The organism is Protofrankia sp. CiP3 (genome assembly GCF_917627345.1).
In the GTDB taxonomy this organism is placed as follows: Bacteria; Actinomycetota; Actinomycetes; order Frankiales; family Frankiaceae; genus Protofrankia.
Genome location: NZ_CAKJTM010000007.1, coordinates 68,464 through 90,111, shown reverse-complemented (window position 1 = coordinate 90,111; position 21,648 = coordinate 68,464). Strand labels below are relative to the sequence as shown.

16 protein-coding genes and 2 tRNA genes are annotated in these 21,648 nt (G+C 67.6%); 16 read left to right on the top strand and 2 right to left on the bottom strand.

Features of this window, described 5'->3' with window-relative positions:
- Window positions 1-171 precede the first annotated feature (171 nt).
- On the top strand, window positions 172-546 hold the full coding sequence (locus tag MJ797_RS04495; RefSeq protein WP_239332089.1) for a VOC family protein: 375 nt from the start codon (window positions 172-174) through the stop codon (window positions 544-546).
- A 203-nt stretch (window positions 547-749) separates the two neighbouring features.
- Here the strand turns inward: MJ797_RS04495 and MJ797_RS04490 are convergent.
- Window positions 750-823: transfer RNA gene (locus MJ797_RS04490), tRNA-Gly, on the bottom strand.
- 44 nt (window positions 824-867) lie between these two features.
- Between MJ797_RS04490 and MJ797_RS04485 the strand changes: the two genes are divergently transcribed.
- From MJ797_RS04485 to MJ797_RS04415, 15 genes are all read left to right on the top strand, one after another.
- Window positions 868-940 (top strand) — tRNA-Pro (locus tag MJ797_RS04485).
- A 56-nt stretch (window positions 941-996) separates the two neighbouring features.
- A complete protein-coding gene (gene tig, locus MJ797_RS04480; RefSeq protein ID WP_239332087.1) occupies window positions 997-2,433 on the top strand; it encodes a trigger factor in 1,437 nt (478 codons plus the stop codon).
- A 504-nt stretch (window positions 2,434-2,937) separates the two neighbouring features.
- On the top strand, window positions 2,938-3,573 hold the full coding sequence (locus tag MJ797_RS04475) for an ATP-dependent Clp protease proteolytic subunit (RefSeq protein ID WP_305039257.1): 636 nt from the start codon (window positions 2,938-2,940) through the stop codon (window positions 3,571-3,573).
- A 78-nt stretch (window positions 3,574-3,651) separates the two neighbouring features.
- Entirely contained in the window at window positions 3,652-4,323 is a 672-nt protein-coding gene (locus tag MJ797_RS04470; RefSeq protein WP_239332085.1) for an ATP-dependent Clp protease proteolytic subunit, read from the top strand.
- Between the two features lie 600 nt (window positions 4,324-4,923).
- Window positions 4,924-6,213, top strand: a complete 1,290-nt coding sequence (gene clpX / locus MJ797_RS04465; RefSeq protein ID WP_239332083.1) for an ATP-dependent Clp protease ATP-binding subunit ClpX — start codon at window positions 4,924-4,926, stop codon at window positions 6,211-6,213.
- The gene (locus MJ797_RS04460; protein ID WP_239332081.1) at window positions 6,213-7,568 is read left to right on the top strand and encodes a folylpolyglutamate synthase/dihydrofolate synthase family protein; all 1,356 of its coding nucleotides are present in this window, start codon (window positions 6,213-6,215) and stop codon (window positions 7,566-7,568) included. The genes clpX and MJ797_RS04460 overlap by 1 nt, the downstream gene beginning before the upstream one ends.
- Before the next feature lie 234 nt (window positions 7,569-7,802).
- Window positions 7,803-8,216 carry a nucleoside-diphosphate kinase gene (ndk, locus tag MJ797_RS04455; protein WP_239332079.1) on the top strand — a complete coding sequence of 138 codons (414 nt, stop codon included), beginning with the start codon at window positions 7,803-7,805 and terminating at the stop codon, window positions 8,214-8,216.
- A gap of 426 nt (window positions 8,217-8,642) precedes the next feature.
- Window positions 8,643-9,674, top strand: a complete 1,032-nt coding sequence (locus MJ797_RS04450) for a rod shape-determining protein (protein ID WP_013872948.1) — start codon at window positions 8,643-8,645, stop codon at window positions 9,672-9,674.
- 171 nt (window positions 9,675-9,845) lie between these two features.
- Window positions 9,846-10,790 (top strand): rod shape-determining protein MreC, encoded by a 945-nt coding sequence (gene mreC / locus MJ797_RS04445; RefSeq protein WP_239332077.1) that lies wholly within the window; start codon window positions 9,846-9,848, stop codon window positions 10,788-10,790.
- A 17-nt stretch (window positions 10,791-10,807) separates the two neighbouring features.
- Window positions 10,808-11,329 (top strand): rod shape-determining protein MreD, encoded by a 522-nt coding sequence (gene mreD, locus MJ797_RS04440; protein ID WP_239332075.1) that lies wholly within the window; start codon window positions 10,808-10,810, stop codon window positions 11,327-11,329.
- 13 nt (window positions 11,330-11,342) lie between these two features.
- The gene (gene mrdA / locus MJ797_RS04435) at window positions 11,343-13,715 is read left to right on the top strand and encodes a penicillin-binding protein 2 (protein WP_374581405.1); all 2,373 of its coding nucleotides are present in this window, start codon (window positions 11,343-11,345) and stop codon (window positions 13,713-13,715) included.
- A gap of 107 nt (window positions 13,716-13,822) precedes the next feature.
- The gene (gene rodA, locus MJ797_RS04430; protein ID WP_239332073.1) at window positions 13,823-15,046 is read left to right on the top strand and encodes a rod shape-determining protein RodA; all 1,224 of its coding nucleotides are present in this window, start codon (window positions 13,823-13,825) and stop codon (window positions 15,044-15,046) included.
- A 41-nt stretch (window positions 15,047-15,087) separates the two neighbouring features.
- Window positions 15,088-17,034, top strand: coding sequence for a TIGR03960 family B12-binding radical SAM protein (locus tag MJ797_RS04425; protein ID WP_239332071.1), 1,947 nt, complete (start codon window positions 15,088-15,090; stop codon window positions 17,032-17,034).
- Entirely contained in the window at window positions 17,018-17,779 is a 762-nt protein-coding gene (locus tag MJ797_RS04420; RefSeq protein WP_239332069.1) for a TIGR03936 family radical SAM-associated protein, read from the top strand. The genes MJ797_RS04425 and MJ797_RS04420 overlap by 17 nt, the downstream gene beginning before the upstream one ends.
- A gap of 114 nt (window positions 17,780-17,893) precedes the next feature.
- Entirely contained in the window at window positions 17,894-20,722 is a 2,829-nt protein-coding gene (locus tag MJ797_RS04415; protein ID WP_374581402.1) for an Rne/Rng family ribonuclease, read from the top strand.
- Between the two features lie 167 nt (window positions 20,723-20,889).
- Here the strand turns inward: MJ797_RS04415 and MJ797_RS04410 are convergent, their stop codons facing one another.
- Entirely contained in the window at window positions 20,890-21,429 is a 540-nt protein-coding gene (locus tag MJ797_RS04410; protein WP_239332067.1) for an MFS transporter, read from the bottom strand.
- Window positions 21,430-21,648 lie beyond the last annotated feature (219 nt).

Genomic DNA, 21,648 nt, shown 5'->3' with positions numbered 1-21,648 from the left:
GAGCGAAGCCACCCGAAGCGTCTCGCCTCCGGTCGGGGCCGGGCCATCCGCCCTGGGCGTTGCCTGTCAGCGGCTGACGTTATCGTTGGTACGCCTGTCGTACGGGATGTGTCAGCAGGTGCAATCAGTGCCGGTCAACTGCTGGTGATCAATTGGTGGGGAGCGCAAGCGGTGGTTGGTGTCGCACGCCTGGCGGCGATCTCGTTCGACTGCTCCGAGCCCCATGCGTTGGCTCGGTTCTACGCGGAGTTGACCGGCGGCGCGATCGCCTTCAGCAGTGAGGACTTCGTCGCGGTCAAGGGGCCGCCTGTCTGGATCACAGCGCAACGGGTCCCGGACCATCGACCCCCGACGTGGCCCACGGGCGGCATCCCGCAGCAGGCGCACATGGAGTTCGCAGTCGAGGATCTTGAAGCGGTGCAGGCTCAGGCGATTGCCATCGGCGCACGGCTTGCCGACGAGCAGCCATCCCCGGACCGGTGGCGTGTGCTCCTCGACCCGGCGGGTCACCCGTTCTGCCTGACGACTCTCGTGCCCGCGGACTGACGGCTGGTTCGGCGTGGGTGGGACTCGGTGGGGGACGTGGGGGTTCCGGGGGGCTCGGCCCCCCGGGCTGGTATGGCGGAACGATCTGGTTCGGCGTGGGTGGGACTCGGTGGGGGACGTGGGGGTTCCGGGGGGCTCGGCCCCCCGGGCTGGTATGGCGGAACGATCTGGTTCGGCGTGGGCGGGACACGCCTCACCCAGAGTGGAGCGGGTGACCGGGATCGAACCGGCATGGCCAGCTTGGAAGGCTGGGGCTCTGCCATTGAGCTACACCCGCGGAGCGTCGCTTACACTACCCCGTAGGATACTGAAGCAACGCCTCGGGGCGTAGCGTAGTGGCTAGCGCGCCTGCTTTGGGTGCAGGAGATCGGGAGTTCGAGTCTCCCCGCCCCGACCGGTAATCTCGGCGCGTCCATCCGATCCACTGCCGCATCAGGAGTTAGCCGCGCCGTGAAGGCCACCAAGGAGACCCTAAGTCCCACCCGGGTCAAGCTGACCGTCGAGGTGCCCTTCGACGAGCTCAAGCCATCCGTTGACGCCGCCTACCGCAAACTCGCACGGGAAGTCCGGGTTTCCGGCTTCCGGCCGGGCAAGGTGCCTCCGCGCATCCTTGACCAGCGTCTTGGCCGGGGAGTGATCCTCGAGGAGGCCATCCAGAACGCCTTGCCGCGCTTCTACACCGATGCCGTGCAGCAGGAGGACGTAGACGTTCTGTCCCGTCCCGAGGTCGGCATCAGTTCGTTCGAGGACGGTGCCCCGCTGGTTTTCACAGCGGAGGTGGACGTCCGGCCGGACATCGTTCTTCCCGACTATGACGGCCTTGAGGTCATCGTTGACGCGCTCGAGGTGACTGACGAGCAGGTCGATGCGGAACTGACGACCATGCGTGAGCGCTTCGCCGTGCTCAAGCCGGTCGAACGCCCGGTGCAGACCGGCGACTTCATCTCCCTCGACCTTTCCGCGACCGTGAACGGTGAGGTCGTCGAGGGTGCCGAGGCTGCCGGTATGTCCTACGAGGTCGGTAGCGACACCTTGATCGACGGTCTGGACGCGGCGGTCATCGGTGCCGGCGAAGGAGAGAGCCGTACCTTTGTGACCGAACTGCTCGCCGGTGAGTTTGCCGGCAGCTCGGCCGAGGTCACGGCCACCGTCCGGGGTGTCAAGGAGCGTGAGCTCCCCGAGCTTGACGACGACTTTGCCACCACCGCCAGCGAGTTCGACTCGCTGGCGGAGCTGCTTGCGGACATCCGGGAGCGTCTTGTCCGTGATGCCGAGCGCAACCAGCTCGGGCAGGCGCGTGAGCGTGTTCTCGACGCTCTGATCGAGCGTGTTGACGTGCCGTTGCCGGTCTCGGTCCTCGATGGCGAGGTCGAGGCTCGCGAGCATCGTTTCGTTCATGATCTTGAACGGATGGGCGTTGACCGTGAGACCTACCTCAGAACACTTGGCCGGACCGACGAGGAGCGCCTCGACGACGTGCGGCGACTCGTCGAGAAGGCACTGAAGTCGCAGTTCATCCTGGACGCTGTGATTGATGCCGAGCGGTTCGGTATAGATCAGGGCGAGCTGATGGAGCAGGTGATCGGTCGGGCGCAGCGCATGGGCATGAGTCCCGAGGTCTTCGCTCAGCAGCTCGCCCAGGGGGATGGCCTTTCGGCGATCATGACTGACACGCTGCGGAGCAAGGCACTCGCCTTCCTGCTGCGACAGGTGAAGGTCGTTGACACGGCTGGAAGCGAGGTGGTGCCGCCTGATCAGTCGTCACCGATCGTCCTGCCGGACGAGGACATCGAGGACATCGAAGAGGTTGATCTTGATGTCGATGCCGCCACGGACACCGATGCGGAGGATGCGGGCGGGTCGACCGATCCCGCGCCCAGCGGCTGAGTCGCCCAGCGGCTGGTCCGTCCGTGGCCGGGTGAACGGTTGTCAGTGGCCCCCGGATATCCCGTCCGGGGGCCACTGCGCGTTCCATACGGCCGGAGCGCCCGCTGGCCTGGGCCTGCGGCTGGTCAGCCGCGCGGTCGTGGCTTTGTGATGCCGCCCCACGCTGTAGCGCCCGGCAACAGGGACGCGGCGCCGCGGGGCTGGGGCACGCACCTCGCCGTGTTGTCGTCAGTCGGCGCCCAGCACCAGGGCGCCTTCCTCCGCAACCTTGCCGGACCGGGCGCGGATGGGCCGCTCACTGATCGAACGCCCTATCCTCGGGCGCTCTTGGTCTCTCCAGGGAGTCGATTGCCCGCAATGCCCGGATTAACCGCCGCTGGGCCAGCCCGCCCTCACGCCCAGCGCGAACATCGAGGGTGAAGTCCCGGAACTGGCGCGGGTCACAGATAGTGTCGAGACGGTCAGATCAGCCGTCGCCAGCGCGAGGAAACCGAGGAGCTAACCGTGGGTAATATCGCAGCCCCGAGCCTGGTCGCCCCACAGCTGCGTTCGCCGGGGCAGGGTGGGGTCGGTTTCGACGAACAGGTCTTCAACCGTCTGCTCCGCGAGCGGATCATTTTCCTGGGTTCGGTAGTCGAGGATCAGATCGCCAACGCGATCTGTGCCCAGCTGTTGCTACTCAACGCCGAGGACCCGAGCCGGGATATCTTCCTCTACATCAACTCTCCCGGTGGATCCGTCAGCGCTGGTATGGCGATCTATGACACGATGCAGTACGTGGAGAACGATGTGGCGACGGTTGCGCTTGGGCTCGCCGCGTCCATGGGACAGTTCCTGCTGTGCGCGGGTGCGTCCGGCAAGCGGTATTCGCTTCCGCACGCGAAGATCATGATGCATCAGCCGTCCGGCGGCATCGGTGGTACCGCCTCCGATATCGCCATCCAGGCTGAGCAGATGCTCTACACCAAGCGCATGATGCAGGAACGGATCGCATTCCACACCGGCCAGCCGATCGAGCAGATCGAGCGGGATTCCGACCGCGACCGCTGGTTCACGGCCGAGGAGGCCAAGGACTACGGGTTCGTCGATCACGTCGTGGCCCAGGCCCGCCAGGTTCCCAGCGAGCGCTCGGTCAGCTAGCCGCGTCCCGCGGACACTCGGCCGACACCGTCGACATCCGGTAACCGACCACCACCCGCCGTCGCGGAGGCACCCACCATGTACCAACCGATCATCGGCCAGAGCTCGAGTGGCGCGCTGCCCGTCAGCCACTACGGGATCCCGCGTGTCATCGAGAAGACCAGCCGTGGTGATCTTTATCTTAATCCTTATGAGAAGTTGCTGCGGGAACGTATCGTTTTCCTCGGTATCCCGATCGATGACCTTTCCGCGAACGACGTGATGGCGCAGTTGCTTTTCCTGGAGTCCGAGGACCCCGACCGGGATATTTCGATCTATATAAACTCACCGGGTGGATCGTTCACCTCGTTGACCGCTATTTACGACACGATGCAGTTTGTCCGCCCGGACATCCAGACGATCTGCATGGGTCAGGCGGCGTCCGCCGCCGCGGTGCTGCTCACGGCGGGGACGCCGGGGAAGCGTTTCGCGCTGGAGAACAGCCGTATCCTGCTGCACCAGCCCTCTGGGCAGGGCGAGGGACAGTCCAGCGACCTCGAGATTCAGGCCAGGGAGATCCTGCGGATGCGCTCCCTGTTGGAGCGGATGCTCGCCAGGCACACCAGGCACACCGAGGAAGAGATCCGTCGGGACATCGAGCGGGACAAGATTTTCAGCGCGGCCGAGGCGCAGGAGTACGGGTTGATCGACGAGGTCATCCGGACCCGCAAGTCGTCGCAGCTGTTGGCGGCGCCGGCAGCGGGCCGTTAGCAGCAGGGACTGGGGGTCCGGTGGCCAAAGGCGGCGCGATGATGGTTTGCGCGCCGCCGGAGGCCTGGGTTGGGCTGGCTGGGCCAAAGGCGGCGCGATGATGGTTTGCGCGCCGCCGGAGGCCTGGGTTGGGCTGGCTGGGCCAAAGGCGGCGCGATGATGGTTTTGCGCGTCGCCGGAGGCCTGAAGGCTGGCTGGGCCAAAGGCGGCGCGATGATGGTTTTGCGCCGCCGGAGGCCGGGCCGGGTGCCCCGTCAGCGTTGTGCAAAAGCCCTGTCCGGAGGGCGCGGACGCGTGATGATCTGCCCGATGACCGTGGCTGACCTACACGAGCCGCACGATAGGGCTCTCACTGGACGGCTTCAGGGGGTACGGTCCCCACGGGGAGGCGGACAGCCAGCTCAAAGCCGTCGGCGTCAGGGCACAGCCATCGGCGGCGGGTAGACGCGGATGTGGATATACAGCCCAAAGCCGCTGGCGTCATGACGCAGCCGCTGCCGGCGGAGGGCAGGATAGTAACAGACAGGCGACGACCGGGCGGCTTGGCCGCCCCTGACCTGCAGGCGACACCATCGTCTGGACGAAGGGACTGAGTCCTCGGTGGCACGCATAGGTGACGGCGGTGATCTGCTCAAGTGCTCGTTCTGCGGCAAGTCCCAGAAGCAGGTGAAGAAGCTCATCGCTGGGCCCGGCGTCTACATCTGCGACGAGTGCATCGATCTCTGTAACGAGATCATTGAAGAGGAGCTGTCGGAGTCCTCGGATCTCAAGTGGGACGAGCTGCCGAAGCCGCGCGAGATCTACGAGTTCCTGGACGGCTACGTGGTTGGTCAGGAACAGGCCAAGAAGACCCTGTCGGTTGCTGTCTACAACCATTACAAGCGAGTCCAGGTGGGTGGTGGCGCGGGTAGCGACGCCAAGGGCGATGTTGAACTGGCGAAGAGCAACATCCTTCTGCTGGGGCCCACCGGATGCGGCAAGACGCTGCTGGCGCAGACCTTGGCCCGGATGCTCAATGTCCCGTTCGCGATCGCCGACGCGACCGCGCTCACCGAGGCCGGTTATGTCGGTGAAGATGTTGAGAACATTCTGCTCAAACTCATCCAGGCTGCCGACTATGATGTCAAAAAAGCCGAGACCGGTATCATTTATATTGATGAGGTCGACAAGATCGCGCGCAAGTCGGAGAATCCGAGTATCACCCGGGATGTCTCTGGCGAGGGTGTCCAGCAGGCGCTGTTGAAGATACTGGAGGGAACGACCGCGAGTGTTCCGCCGCAGGGCGGCCGCAAGCATCCGCATCAGGAGTTCATCCAGATCGACACCACGAACGTCCTGTTCATCGTCGGTGGGGCTTTTGCCGGGCTTGATCGAATAATCGATTCGCGGATCGGTAAGAAATCGCTGGGATTCCGCGCGGTCCTGCATGGCAAGGATGATCCGGATATTCCCAACGTCTTCACCGACGTCATGCCCGAGGATCTGCTCAAGTACGGCATGATTCCCGAGTTCATCGGCCGGCTGCCAGTGATCACCAGCGTGTCGAGCCTCGATCGGGAGGCGCTCATCCGCATCCTCACCGAGCCGAAGAACGCCTTGGTCCGGCAGTACAAGAAGTTGTTTGAGCTGGATAATGTTGATCTTGATTTTACGGGTGACGCCCTGGATGCGATCGCGGACCAGGCGATACTGCGGGGAACTGGCGCCCGCGGGCTACGGGCGATCATGGAGGAGGTCCTGCTGTCGGTCATGTACGACATACCGAGCCGCAAGGACGTCGCCCGGGCGGTGGTGACCCGCGAGGTCGTTCTTGAGCACGTCAACCCGACGCTCGTGCCGCGCGACGTGGCCGCCTCCAAGCGGGGTCCCCGCCAGGAGAAGTCGGCCTGATGAGCAGCCGGCCTGGCATCCCGGCGGACGCCGACGCCGACACAGCTGGGCTTGCCCGGGTGGAGAAGGCGCTGACCGAACGCTTCCCGCACCGGATGCTGCCCGATCTGGACCGTATGCGCGACCTCGTCGATCTGCTGGGCCAGCCCCAGCGTGCCTACCCCTCGATCCACTTGACGGGGACCAACGGCAAGACCTCCACCGCCCGCATGGTGGATTCGCTGCTGTGTGCCTTCGGGATCAGACCCGGCCGTTACACATCCCCGCATCTGGAGAGCGTGACCGAACGTATCTGCCTGGCCGGTCGCCCCGCGCCCGCCGCTACCTTCACCCAGGCATACGACGACGTCATCCCCTACGTTGAGCTCGTTGACAGCAGGCATCCCGAACGGGTCACCTTCTTCGAGCTGCTGACCGCGATGGCGTTCGCCGCCTTCGCCGACGCGCCGGTCGATGTCGGTGTCATCGAGGTTGGTATGGGTGGGAGCTGGGACGCTACCAACGTCCTGGATGCCGGGGTGGCAGTGGTGACCCCGATCTCCCTCGACCATCGGGAACTCGGTGCCACGCCTGGCGCGGTCGCGGTGGAGAAGGCCGGCATCATTCACGCCGGTGCGTTCGTCGTGCTTGCCCAGCAGCCGTTGGAAGCGGCGGAGGTGCTGTTGCGCCGGGCCGGTGAGGTCGGCGCGACGGTGGCACGCGAGGGACTGGAGTTCGGGGTCCTCGACCGTGATATCGCCGTTGGTGGCCAGCTGGTTGCCATCCGTGGGCTCGGCGGTGTCTATGAAGACCTGTTGCTGCCCCTGCACGGCGCGCATCAGGCTCACAACGCCGCATGCGCACTCGCGGCGGTTGAGGGGTTCCTCGGCGGCGGCCGTGAGATTCTCGACATCGACGCCGTGCGCGCTGGGTTTGCGCAGGCTGACTCGCCGGGCCGGCTGGAAGTCGTCCGGCGCTCGCCAACGGTCCTGCTGGACGGCGCGCACAACGTCGCGGGCGCGCATGCCCTCGTCGCCGCGCTGGAGGAGGCCTTCAGCTTCGATCATCTGGTCGGTGTCGTGGGGATACTCGCGGACAAGGACGCCGCCGGCATGCTGGCCGCGCTGGAGCCGGTGTTGCACGCCGTGGTCATCACTCAGAGCGGGTCGTCGCGGGCGATGCCGTTGGATGATCTTGCCGCGATCGCTGTGGATCTGTTCGGTCCCGACCGGGTGGAGGTTGCCTCGCGTCTCGATGACGCTCTCGACGCGGGTGTCCGGCTGGCGGAGGAGGACTCCCACCTCGCCGGTACCGCGGTGTTGGTGACCGGTTCACTTGTGACGGTGGGAGAGGCTCGCCGCCTTCTGCGTCGCTGACGGGTAGGTTGCAACTGTGCCAAAGGCCGCGTGATCGTGTTCTTTCGCGCTGTCGGAGGCGTGAGGGTTGTGTGACTGTGCCAACGGTGGCTCGATCATGGTTTTTTCGTGCCGCCGAGGGGCATGAAGATCGTGTAACCGGGTCAACGGCGGTGCGATCGTTCCTCCCGTGCCGCCTGCGGCTGCATGGCTCTGGTCCCACACCTGCCCATCTGAGTGAGTAGAAGGAGTTCCGTGTCAGTCGAACGCACACTCGTGCTGGTCAAGCCCGACGGCGTGAGCCGTGGCCTCGTCGGTGAGGTCGTTGGTCGGCTGGAGCGCAAGGGTCTGGCCTTGGTCGCGCTTGAGCTGCGCACGCTGGAGCGCTCGGTGGCCGAGGTCCACTACGCCGAGCACGCGGCCAAGCCGTTTTTTGGCGAACTGGTCGACTTCATCGTTTCCAGCCCGTTGGTCGCGTTGGTTGTCCAGGGGCCGCGGGCGATCGAGGCGGTGCGCGGCCTGATCGGCGCCACCGACCCGGTCAAGGCGGCTCCGGGATCCCTGCGTGGCGACCATGCTCTGGAGATCGGACAGAACCTCGTCCATGGTTCTGACTCGCCGGAGTCCGCCAAGCGTGAGATCGACTTGTTTTTCCCCGGGTTGATCTGATTATTTCTGACTGGTCCGGCATCGAAGGCCAGGGCGGCTCGCCCATGGCCGACGGTGCCGGACCGTTTGTCTGGATGGTCGAATTCGGCAGTCCAGGCGGCATCTCCAGTCGCCTCGGGTAGCATGCTTGTGACTCCGGGTGTTAGAACTGGTCGTACGGGTTGTGGTTGGCCGGCAGGTTGACCCGACCTGGCGCGCGGACCGTCGCGCGTCATGGATCCCGTACCGGGACGGCAGGCTCGGTTGGCCCGGATTAGGCTTTTGTCGTCTGTTGGAGCGGCTTCTACTGGATTGCCGGACTACCTGGATGGAGCTCATCGGAGAAGCAGTGGATACGCCCTCGTTACGGACACCGCCTGCCCTACAACTCCAGCACGCCCAGCGTGCGCACCCAGACCGCACACCCGGGAAGGCCGGCATCCGACGATGTCCAGTTCGTTGTCGTTCCTAGGCCGTGACATGGCCGTCGACCTTGGCACCGCCAACACGCTCGTCTACGTGCGTGGTCGCGGGATCGTGCTGAACGAGCCCAGCGTGGTAGCGATCAATACCACCACCACGGGTATCCTCGCGGTCGGCACCGAGGCGAAGCGGATGATCGGCCGTACTCCCGGCAACGTCGTCGCGATCCGCCCGCTCAAGGACGGCGTGATCGCCGACTTCGACACGACCGAGCGTATGCTGCGCTACTTTATTCAAAAGGTTCACCGACGGCGGCACTTCGCCAAACCGCGGCTGGTCGTGTGTGTCCCGTCTGGGATCACCGGAGTCGAGCAGCGGGCTGTGAAGGACGCCGGTTATCAGGCTGGTGCCCGAAAGGTCTATATCATCGAGGAGCCGATGGCGGCGGCCATCGGAGCCGGGCTGCCCGTCCACGAACCCACCGGGAATATGGTGGTCGACATCGGGGGTGGAACCACCGAGGTGGCGGTCATCTCCTTGGGTGGGATCGTGACGAGCCAGTCCATCCGGACGGCTGGGGATGAGCTTGACACCGCGATCATCTCCTACGTCAAGAAGGAGTACTCGCTCATGCTCGGGGAGCGGACCGCGGAAGAGATCAAAATGGCGATCGGCTCCGCGCACAAGATGTCGGACGAGCCCAGCGCGGAGATCCGCGGCCGAGATCTGGTCTCCGGCCTGCCCAAGACCATCGTCGTTACCGCCGAGGAGATCCGTAAAGCCATCGAGGAGCCGGTGAACGCGGTGATCGACGCGGTCAAGGTCACCCTTGACAAGTGCCCACCGGAGTTGTCCGGCGACATCATGGACCGCGGCATCGTGCTGACCGGTGGGGGAGCGCTGCTGCGCGGTCTGGACGAGCGCCTCCGCCATGAGACCGGGATGCCGATCCATATCGCGGACAACCCGCTGCACTCGGTCGCGATGGGTTCTGGTAAGTGCGTCGAGGAGTTCGAAGCGTTGCAGCAGGTGCTCATATCCGAGCCCCGCCGCTGATCTGATCGTGCCGAGTGGGATGTCGATCGCTGGGGATACGGGCCGACGGCTCGCTCACCTCGTGAACTGACGACGTTTCGGGCTGGCGCCGCCGGGCACCGCGGTACCCGTACCGGCCGCCGTGGATGGGCATCGTCGTGACTGGGCGTTGCCAGGTATGGGAGGCCGGCGGTGGGACGCGAAAACCGGCGCTCCCGCATGGTCGTCATCGGCCTGCTGATCGCGGCGTTCATCCTGATCACAGTCGATTACCGCTCGAGCGGCAGCTCGGCCGGCCCGCGGGGCGCGTTGCGAGGCGTGTTCGCAACGCTTGAGGGTGGTGTGAGCGCCGTCGCCCGTCCCATCGGACGGACGGCGTCCTCGTTGACGCACCCCAATCGTTACCAGCGGCGCGCGGACACACTCGCGGCGGAGAACGCCGAGCTCAAGCGCCAGTTGGCGGATGACGCCGAGGTGCGGCGGCAGGCCGCAGCCCTGGGTGACCTGCGCCTGCTCGCGGACCGCGGACAATACACGATCATTGCGGCAAGGGTGATTGCGATCGGCGACATCACCGGGACGGACTGGTCCGTGACGGTCAACGCCGGCAGCGCGGACGGCGTGGTGCCGGACAGGCTGGTGCTCGACAGCGACGGGCTTGTCGGGACGGTGCTGTCCTCGACCGCCCACACGGCGGTCGTCCGTCTTGCCTGCGATCCAGCAAGTCACATCGGCGCTCGCCTGGAGGGCACCCGGTTGCTCGGCGCGGTCGCCGGCGCAGGTAGCCCGGACGCCCTGACATTCACCCTCTATGACGCCACGCGCCAGGTGAAGGTGGGCGACCGCCTGGTTTCCTTCGGCAGCGCCGACTACGTCGGCGGGGTACCGATCGGCATAGTCACAAAGGTTCTCGACGCGAGTGAGGGGCTCTCGCGCGCGGCCGAGGTGACCACCTTCGCGGCCATGGGGTCGCTCGACCTGGTCGGGATCGTGGTGGGGAAGCTCCCGGCGGACGCCGGTGACCGGGTGCTGCTCCCGCGGCCCCCGCCCACACCGTCCCCGGCGCCCGCGGCACCGGCCAGCACGATCCCGACGACATCGGCGCTCGCCCCCGCGGCCACCGCCCCGGTCGGCTGAGGCTCGCGGTGTGGGACATGGGCGCACGTGACGTCGAGGTCCGGGGCAGGGCCGTCGCGGTTACCGTAGCCGCACTGGTCCTTTTGATCATTGTGCAGCTGTCGGTCATAGCCCCGCTCGATCTGCCGTTGGGAAGCCCTGACGTGGTGCTGATCGTGCTGACCTTCGTCGCGCTCGCGCGGGGGCCGCTGTTCGGCGCGATCATCGGGTTCGTGGTCGGACTGATCGCGGACCTGCTCTCGACGCACGTCCTCGGCCAGACCACGATGATTTTTTGCCTGATCGGCTACGGCGTGGGGCTCACCCATGACGAAGCCGGCCGGACGGTGTACCTCCCGATGATCGCGGCGGCGGCCGCCTCCGCGCTGGGCACGGCCGGCCAGGCGGCGCTGGCCGGCATTCTCGGCAACGCCAGCCTCACCGGCGGCCAGGTGTTCCTGCGCTCGGTCGGTGCCGTGCTCTACGCACTGGTCCTGACCCCGCTGCTGTTCCCGTTGGTGACGGCTGGGATGCGGCGTCTGTACAGGGACGATTCATGACCGGACGGCGGGTATGAGAGTGCCGCGGCCTGGGGACAGGTCGCTGGACGATCGCGTCGGTCTCCGGCTGCTCGTTCTGCGTGTGCTGGTCGTATCACTGTTGGTTACCCTTGGTGCCCGGCTGTGGGCGTTGCAGGTCCTCAACGGGGAGCATTACCGGCAGGTCGCGGAGACCAACCGGGTGCGCGATGTGGTCACCCCCGCGCCTCGCGGCCTGATCGTGGATGACCAGGGGCGTGCCCTCGTCCGCAACCGTACATCGCTGGTCATCTCGGTGAACCGGTCGGTGACCGACCGGCAGAAGGATTCCGGCAGGGCCGTGCTGGAGCGGTTGTCAAGCGTGATCGGTGTGCCCGCCGCCGATGTCACCAGGCGCATCCAGTACTGCTCGGCCTCGGTGAAGCCACCGTGCTGGAACGGCTCGCCCTACCAGCCGGTGCCGGTGGCCAAGGACGTCACCCCGCCCCAGGCGCTGGCGGTCATCGAACATCCCGACCGGTTTCCCGGCGTGTCGGCGGAGCTACAGGCCGTCCGCGAGTACCCTTACACTTTCTTGGCCGCACACGAACTCGGCTATCTCAGCCCTGTCACGCAGGAGCAGCTCGACTCCGACGGTGGCCGGCACGGCTACCACAACAACAGCCTGGTCGGTGTCGCCGGGCTGGAATACACCTATGACACGGCACTGCGCGGCTCCGACGGCGTCCAGCGGCTTGAGGTCGATCGGTTCGGGCGGGTTGCGGGCACGGCCTCGTTCACCGCGCCACGCAGCGGCGACAACCTGGTCCTCTCGATCGACGTCGGTGTCCAGCAGGCGGTTGAGCAGACGCTCAGGAAAACCCTGGACTCCCTCGGCGGGCGCGCCCGCACCGCGTCCGGGGTGGTGCTTGATGTGCGGACAGGCCATGTCATCGCCATGGCCAGCCTGCCCTCGTACGATCCGTCGGTCTTTGTGGGCGGTGTCTCCGAAGCGGACTACCAGGCGCTGTCGGACCCCGCCAACGGCATCCCGTTGCTGTCACGGGCCTACCAGGGCTCAGGCGCGCCCGGTTCGACCTTCAAGGCGGTGTCCACCATCACCGCGCTGACCAACCTGGGCGCGTCGACGGCTGGCAACTACGACTGCGGGCCGTCGTTGCAGATCGGCTCCCAGACGTTTCACAACTTCGAGGGGTCATCGGCCGGGCCGATCACGCTGCATCAGGCACTGGTGATCTCCTGCGACGTCATCTTCGACAAGTTCGCCTACGACGCCTGGCTCGCCGACGGCGGGCTCCGCAATGGCCGCGGCCCCTATCCCACGGCCAACGAGTACTTCGTGAAGATGGCTCGGGCCATGGGCTTCGGCAGCAGGACAGGAGTCGACCTGCCGGGAGAGACCAGCGGCTCGGTCGTCGGGCGCGACGGGGCGAAGGCGATCTGGACGCAGCTGAAGGACTCCTACTGCCGCCGGGCGCAGAACGGCTACCCGGAGGTCACCGACCCGGCCAAGGCCGAGCGGTTCCGCCAGTACGCGGCCGAGGCATGCGTGGACGGCTACCTGTACAACGGAGGCGCGTCGACCCAGTTCGCGATCGGCCAGGGCCAGTACCTGTCGGTCAGTCCGCTGCAGCTCGCGGTCGCCTACGCCGCGCTCGCCAACGGGGGGACGGTCTACCAGCCAACGCTCGCCAAGGCGGTGATCTCGCCGGACGGCAGGGTGGTGACGCCTGTCACGCCCAAGGTCGCGGGACGGGTGCCGGCCGCGCCCGAGACGCTTGCCTACATCAGGGCCGCCCTGCATGGCGTGACGAGCGAAACCGGCGGTACCGCCACCGGTGTGTTCGCGGACTGGCCGAACGACACCATCCCGATCGCGGGCAAGACTGGAACCGCCGAGGTCGAAGGGGCTGGGGATACGTCGTGGTTCGCGTCGTTCGCGCCCGCCAATGATCCGCAGTTCGTCGTGGTCGTGACCATCCCCGATTCCGGCACCGGCGCCGAGTACGCGGCTCCGGCGGTGAAAGCCATCTACCAGAGCATCTACGGCGTCGGGCACGACGCGGCGCTGCCTGGCGGTACGCCCCCGGCGGAGCTGCCGAAGATGACGCGGGACGGGATGTTCGCACCGACCGGTGCCTTGTCCGAGCGCTCTGTCGTCCCGTCCGCCATGCCCTCAGCGGGTGTTTCCGCCACCGGTGACGCCACGACGCGGGCGCTCGCCGTGACCGATGTGACCGATACGGCGGACGTGGCGGACGTGGCGGACGTGGCGGACGTGTCCCTGTCCGCCGAGTGGCGCCTACCAGTCGCCGGATCGCGCGGTGAGCCCGCGGCAGCGGATCCCGGCCGTTGTCCCACCCAGGTCAGTCGTTGTCCCGCCGCTGTCGGGCGTGGGCCACCGTGATTGCCCGCCCCGGCGCTTCGCCGGCACCGGGGCGCGGCCCGCGCGGCTCGCGCGGCTCGCGACGCCTTTCGGGCGGAGCCCCCGAATCGACCATGGAGGGAGTGCGCATGACGAGTCCGACGGCCCTGCGGTCCTCCCCGGTCCCGCAGCGTGGCCGGATCGGGCAGCTGCGCGACCGGGCATCAGGACGGCATTCCCCCTTGCGCCGGCTGGACTGGCCACTGCAGATAGCCGTGATCGCTCTGTCCATCCTCGGTGGGTTGCTGGTCTGGTCCGCCACCCGGCATCGCGAGGCCGAAAGCGGCGGCGACCCGCAGCTGTTTCTCAAGCGCCATCTGCTGAACCTGGCCATCGGGCTCGTTCTCGCGGGTGCCGCGACCGTGGTGGACTACCGGATCCTGCGCGCGTACGCCCCATTCGTCTACCTGGGCTCTCTCCTTGGCCTGGCCGCGGTCCTGCTGGTGGGAAGCACGATCAACGGCGCGCATTCCTGGATCGTGCTGCCGGCCGGCTTTCAGCTACAGCCGTCAGAGTTCGCCAAGGCCGCCCTCATCGTCGGGGTGGCGATGATCCTCGGGGAGAAGCACGACGACCGGGACACCGGGATCCGCCTCAACCCCGGTCACTGGGACGTGCTGCTGGTGCTGGGGCTGGCTGCCGTGCCGATGGCGTTGATCATGATGCAGCCGGATTTCGGCACGGTCATGGTCTTCGTGTTCGTCATCCTCGGCATGCTCGCGGTCAGCGGCGCACCGAGCCGGTGGGTGATCGGCCTCATCCTGTTCGGTGTTCTGTTCGGCGGGGCGATCCTGCAGTTCCATCTGCTCAAGCCCTATCAGGAGGCACGCCTGACCGAATTCGTCCAAAGCAACCAGAACACCTCCTCCACCGGGTACAACGTCGACCAGGCGATGACGGCGATCGCCAACGGCGGCGTCGCCGGCCGCGGCCTGTTCCACGGCACGCAGACCCAGGGCCAGTTTGTGCCCGAGCAGCAGACCGACTTTGTTTTCACGGTGGCCGGGGAGGAACTGGGCTTTCTCGGTGCTGGCGGTGTCCTGCTGCTCCTGGGCCTGGTGCTGTGGCGGGCCCTGGCCACGGCCGTCGACTCGGGCGACTCCTTCGGAACGATGATCGCAACTGGGGTGGTGTGCTGGTTTGCCTTCCAGGTGTTCGTCAATATCGGAATGACGTTGGGAATCATGCCGGTCACGGGCCTGCCGCTGCCGTTCCTCTCCTACGGCGGATCGTCGATGTTCGCGAACCTGCTGGCGGTGGGCCTGTTGCAGAATGTCCACCTGCGGGCACGCTCCGATCCGTACGCCTTGTGACGCCGCTCGGCGGACGGTGAATGTGCCGTAGGCTCGCGGGCATGTCCGGACAGTCGTTGTTCCCCCGTCTGGAACCGTTGCTGCCGCGGGTCCGTAAGCCCGTGCGCTACCTCGGCGGCGAAGGGAATTCCCAGTGCAAGCCCTGGGCGGACGCGATCGTCCGCTGGTGTCTGATGTATCCGGACGCCTACGAGGTAGGCCTGCCCAACCAGGGTGTCCAGATCCTGTACGAGATCCTCAACGAGCAGCCGGACGTCCTGGCCGAGCGTACCTACTCGGTCTGGCCGGATCTGGAGGAACTGCTGCGTGAGCACGGTGTCCCGCAGTTCACCGTGGACGGCCACCGCGCGGTCGGCGACTTCGACCTGCTGGGCGTCAGCTTCTCCACCGAGCTGGGATACACCAACCTGCTGACCGCGCTCGATCTCGCGGGCATCCCGCTGCATACCGTGGACCGGACTGATGATCATCCGATTGTGATCGTCGGCGGGCATGCCGCGTTCAATCCCGAACCGGTCGCGCCGTTCATCGACGCGGTCGTGCTCGGGGATGGCGAGCAGGCGGTTCTTGCGATCACCGATGTGGTCCGTGCCTTCCGGACCGCGGGCTCTCCCGGCGGGCGGGATGAGTTGCTCATGCGGCTGGCCCGGCGCGGCCTCGCTTATGTGCCGTCCTTCTACGACGTGGGCTACCAGCCTGACGGCCGTATCCGCGCGGTCACCCCGAACCGTCCCGGGGTACCGGCACGCCCCGCCAAACACACCGTCAGTGACCTGGATGCCTGGCCCTATCCGAAGGCGCCGCTGGTGCCGCTGGCGGAGACCGTCCACGAGCGGATGAGCGTGGAGATTTTCCGCGGTTGTACCCGCGGCTGCCGGTTCTGCCAGGCTGGCATGATCACCCGGCCGGTCCGGGAGCGGACCATCACCACGATCGGCGACATGGTGGCCCGAGGCCTGGACGCGTCCGGATTCACCGAGGTCGGCCTGCTGTCGTTGTCCAGCGCGGACCACAGCGAGATAGGGGAGATCGCCAAGGGGCTGGCGGACCGGTACGAAGGCACGCACACCTCACTCAGCCTGCCCTCGACCCGGGTGGACGCGTTCAACGTCACACTCGCCAACGAGTTCTCCCGCAACGGCCGGCGCAGCGGGCTCACGTTCGCGCCCGAGGGCGGCTCCGAACGGCTGCGGAAGGTCATCAACAAGATGGTCAGCGAAGATGACCTGATCCGTACGGTCAGCACGGCCTACGCCCAGGGCTGGCGGCAGGTCAAGCTGTACTTCATGTGCGGCCTGCCCACCGAGACCGACGACGACGTGCTCGCCATCGCGGATCTCGCCCGGGAGGTGATCAAGGCGGGGCGGCTCGCCAGCGGTCACCGCGACATCCGTGTCACAGTCTCGATCGGCGGTTTCGTCCCCAAGCCGCACACGCCGTTCCAGTGGGTCGGGCAGTCCTCACACGAGGTCACCGACCACAGGTTGCAGCTGTTGCGCAACGCCATCCGCGGTGATCGGGAGGTCGGGCGGGCGATCGGTTTTCGCTACCACGACGGACGTCCAGGCATCATCGAGGGCCTGCTCGCCCGCGGTGACCGCAGGGTCGGCGCGGTGATCGAACAGGTGTGGCGTGCCGGCGCCCGTTTCGACGGCTGGAACGAGCATTTCTCCTTCGAGCGTTGGGCTGCGGCCTGTTCACGCGTGCTGGAACCGCTCGGGGTGTCCCTGGACTGGTTCACCACCCGGGAGCGCGACGAACGCGAGGTGCTGCCCTGGGACCATCTGGATGCCGGGCTGGACCGTGACTGGCTGTGGTCGGACTGGCAGGAAGCGCTGCGTGCGACGGAGCTGGACGACTGTCGCTGGACCCCCTGCTACGACTGTGGGGTCTGTCCGACCATGGGGACCGAAAACCAGATCGGCCCGACCGGCCGGACCCTGCTTCCCCTGACGCCGACGGGATCCGGCCGTGCCTCGGCGTCCTGAGGGCCCGCCCCCACCACCAGTGGTCGCGCGGGTGCGGGTGCGTTTCGCGAAACGCGGTCGGCTGCGTTTTATGTCTCATCGTGACATCGCGAGGACCTTTGAGCGGGCGCTGCGGCGGGCGGCTGTCCCCATGGCGTACTCGGCCGGCTTCAGCCCGCATCCGCGCATCTCGTGGCTTGGCGCGGCGCCGACGGGTGCCGCCAGCGAGGCCGAGTACGTGGAGCTCGCGTTGGCCGAGCATTGTGATCCGCATGCGTTGCGACTGGCGTTGGACGCGGCGCTGCCATCCGGTCTGGACGTTCTCGCGTGCGCGCCTGCCACCGCTGCCCCGCTTGCGGACCTGGTCGACGCGTCGCGGTGGCGGTTACGGTTGCCAGCGGTCGCTCTTGATGAGCTGACCAGCGCCGTGGCCGCGCTCCTGGCCCGTGACCGGGTCGAGGTGGAGCGGGCGACCAAGGACGGACATCGCCGGTTCGACGTTCGTCAGGCAGTGGTCTCGATGGTTTGCCGTGCGGAGAACGACACCTGTGCGATACTGGATGTGGTTGTGCGGCACACGACGCCCGCCGTGCGACCCGACGACGTGCTGACCGCCCTTTGCGTGGTCGCTGCTCTTCGGCTGCCTGTACCACCCGAGCCGCTTCGGCTTGGTCAAGGTCGGCTGCTGGAAGACGGCACCGTGGCGGATCCGCTCATGCCGGACCGCGACGATGCAGGCCGGCTGGTCGGTCGACTCGATGCGTGATGCAGGGCGTCGCAGGATTCGCCGACGGTACCCCGTCGGACCGACGACAGTGGTTCCTGAGCGGTCGCGACTGCGAGAGCAGCGCGCCCGGGAACCCGAGAGGTTTCATAACCCGTGCCCGATGACATCGTGACAGACTCCGATGAGACACCGACCACTCGTTCCGCCCCACGGCGGCGGCGTGCCGCCGGACGGTCCGCGGGACCTCCGCCGGACGTCTCGACCGGCTCCTCGCCGGAGGCCCCGCAGCTGAGCGACCCCGTTGCTGACAGCGTTGCCCCAGGCAGCGTTGCCCCAGGCACGGACGTTCATCCGCCGGAGCCACCCCCGCGGTCCGTGGTTGGCATCGAGCCGCCGTCGGTCCCGTTCCTAGCTGATCTTACCGGTGTTCCGCCGGAGGCCGCCGCCACGCCCACGAGCGGGGACGGCGGTCCACCGGTACGGCCGGAGACGCGGCTGCGCCGTGGGCGGGCGGTCACCATGGTGACCTTCCAGGCGCCCGACACCGCGGCCCTTGACCTTGTGTCTCGCCGTCGGCGGCGCGGCGTCTCCTCGCCGTTCGACACCGACACGGCTGTCGCGGGCGCCGCCGGCAGGTCGTCCGACACCGGATTCGGGCCGGCCGGTACGGACCGGGGGAACCAGCGGCCAGGGTTCGGGATCGTGCTCGACACCGGTGACGAGCACGATCCCGAACCCGGCATCGCCATGGCCTATGCCGGCGGCGACGAGGATGGGATCTCCAGTGCCGCCGTGCCCGACGACGGCGACTGCGACGGGAGCTCGACACGGCGCCGTCGCAGAGGCCGCCGGGGCAGGGGGCGCGCGCGTGTCGAGGAGGAGGCCGAGGGCGCTGACGATACGTACCCGGTCGCCTTCGAGCGGTCCGGCGCGCGCCCGGATGGGTTCGACGAGAGCGACAGCCCCGGCCGGCCGGACCGGGCCGAGACCGACGATCCCCACGACTCCGGTGATGCCGATGCCGCCGGGCTGGCGGCAGCGGGCGGCGCGGACGGGTACGACGACGAGCAGCCGCAGGGAAGTTCCCGGCGGCGCCGACGCCGACGCCGCCGGGACGGTGCCGCGATCGTGGACGACACGGCCCCGGACGACCCGCCGGCCACGGTCGTCCATGTCCGCGAAAGCCGTGTCCGGGACGACGAGGTGCGCGGGGTCAGCGGCTCGACGCGGCTGGAGGCCAAGCGCCAGCGTCGCAAGGAGGGCAGGGACAGCGGTCGCCGCCGGCCGCCGATCGTCACCGAAGCGGAGTTCCTGGCCCGGCGCGAAGCGGTCGAACGGCGCATGGTCGTGCGCAACGCCGGTGACCGCACCCAGATCGCGGTGCTTGAGGACGGGGTGCTTGTCGAGCATTTCGTGACAAGGGCGAGCTCCTGGTCGTATGCGGGGAACGTGTATCTCGGCCGGGTGCAGAACGTGCTCGCCAGCATGGAGGCGGCATTCGTTGACGTCGGCAAGGGGCGCAACGCCGTCCTGTACGCCGGAGAGGTCAACTACGACGCCTCCGGGCTCGACGGGCGGCCTCGTAAGATCGAGCAGGTGCTGAAGTCAGGCCAGTCGATCGTCGTCCAGGTTTCCAAGGACCCGATGGGGCACAAGGGCGCCCGCCTGACCAGCCAGGTGAGCCTGCCAGGCCGCTATCTGGTCTATGTGCCGGACGGGCAGAACGCGGGGATCAGCCGGAAGCTTCCGGATACTGAACGCGCCCGCCTGAAGACGATCCTGAAAAAGATCACTCCGGAGAACGGCGGCGTGATCGTTCGGACCGCGGCCGAGGGCGCCAGCGAGCAGGAGCTCGCCCGTGACGTCGCCCGGCTGTCGGCCCAGTGGGAGGACATCTGCCGGAAGGCGGCGAAGGCCACTGCTCCCGCGCTGCTCTACGGTGAGCCCGATCTCGTGATCAGGGTGATTCGGGACATCTTCAACGAGGATTTCGCCGAGCTGGTCGTCCAGGGAGACGAGGAAGCCACGATGATCGAGGACTACGTCGACATGGTGGCGCCGGACCTGCGCGATCGGGTCCGGCGCCAGGCCGGCACGGCCGACGTGTTCGACACCTACCGTGTCGACGAGCAGCTTGCCAAGGCCCTCGACCGCAAGGTGTGGCTGCCCTCGGGCGGGTCGCTCGTGATCGATCGCACCGAGGCGATGACCGTCATCGATGTGAACACCGGCAAGTTCACCGGCAAGGGCGGCAACCTCGAGGAGACGGTCACCAAGAACAACCTGGAGGCCGCCGAAGAGATCGTCCGCCAGCTCCGGCTCCGCGACATCGGCGGGATCATCGTCATCGACTTCATCGACATGGTCCTGGAGAGCAACCGCGAACTTGTGCTGCGGCGCCTGACCGAATGCCTCGGCCGGGACCGCACCCGGCATCAGGTCGCGGAGGTCACGAGCCTCGGGCTGGTGCAGATGACCCGCAAGCGGGTGGGCCAGGGGCTGCTCGAGGCCTACAGTGAGCCCTGTGCCCACTGCGGCGGGCGTGGTGTCATCGTGCATCTGGACGGTCAGGCCGCACCGCCCGCGCGAAGCTCAGGGGCGTCCAGCCCCGCGGTACCGGGGCCGCCGACGGCGGGCACGGCCGCGGCGGGCACGACGGCCGAGGCCGGCCCGAGCGGCCAGACCGTGGACGCCGCTGTCGTGGAGGCGGGCTCCGTGACCACGGATACGGGCCTCTCCCCTGCCAGGCCGGTTGAGGCGACCGTGCCCGGGGACGCGGTCAGCCCCGGCGTGACGGACAACGCCACGACGAGCAATGGCGCGACGAGCAACGGTGCGAAGGACGACGGCGGGCCGGTCAGTTCGGCGCCGCCGTCATCGAACGCTGCCCGATCCGCCGGGGCTCGTGCGACCGGTCGTCGGCGGGCGTCACGCGCGGTCGCGGCACCGCAGGAGAGCGGTGAGGCCGCCCACACCGGGTAGGTGTCCTTGTGCTGATGCGTGTGCTGAGGCATGCGCGCTGACAGTGGCCTGGTCCAGCGCCGCGCTGGACCAGGCCTCCTGATCATTGGGTCTGATCGGCTCATCCACCCGGACGCCGCTCACTGATCGAACGACGACTCCCGGAACACGCCGTGGCCGCTGGCTGGTCAGGCTTCGCCGGTGGCCCAGTGCTGCGCCGCTTCTCGGCGGATGAGGTCGCGTTGGTCGCACTCGCGCACGAGCGCGTCCAGCCGCGCGCGGGACCGTCGCAACGCGCCGTCAACCGCCGCGCTGGCACGGCTGTTGTCGCCCATTTGCAGGGCGTACGAGGCGACGACCAGAGCCTGGACGACGTCGTCCTGGGCGGAGAGCGCATCGCTGTGGGCATCGCTGCCCGCGGCGGCGGCCTGCGGCCGGCCACGGAAGGCGCAGCCGTCCCTGGAAAGCCCGCGGGCACGCACCGCGAGCCAGCAGGCCGCGTAGGCTGTACTGAGCGCCCACGTCGCGCGTACTCCGGCTGGCAGGCCCACCAGCCCGTTGAGAGCGACCCCGAGCACCGTTGTGACGACCACCGCGGAGGCCGCGATCGTCACGGACCGCCGCCGGGGGTCCGTTGTCCGGGCTGAGGACACCAGCGGCCAGCCGGCGGTCAGGACAGCGGCGGCCGTGGTGGCACCGGCCACCCAGATCACAATCTGCCAGCCCATCGTGGCCCAACCCCCACCCAGGCCGCGGACGATGCGCGCGGCTCGCGTCGCGCTGTCGGCGGCCACCCGTTGCCTGTTGGCCCTGCTCGGGCACTGGCCGCCAGCCGGGAGCGCAGTGCTCGTTCCGATGGTTGCGCGCTGGTCGACGACACGCCATGGTTCATCGGTGCCATGGCCGGATACGCCCTGTGGCCCGGGTCGCGGCGCGGGGGCGGGGCC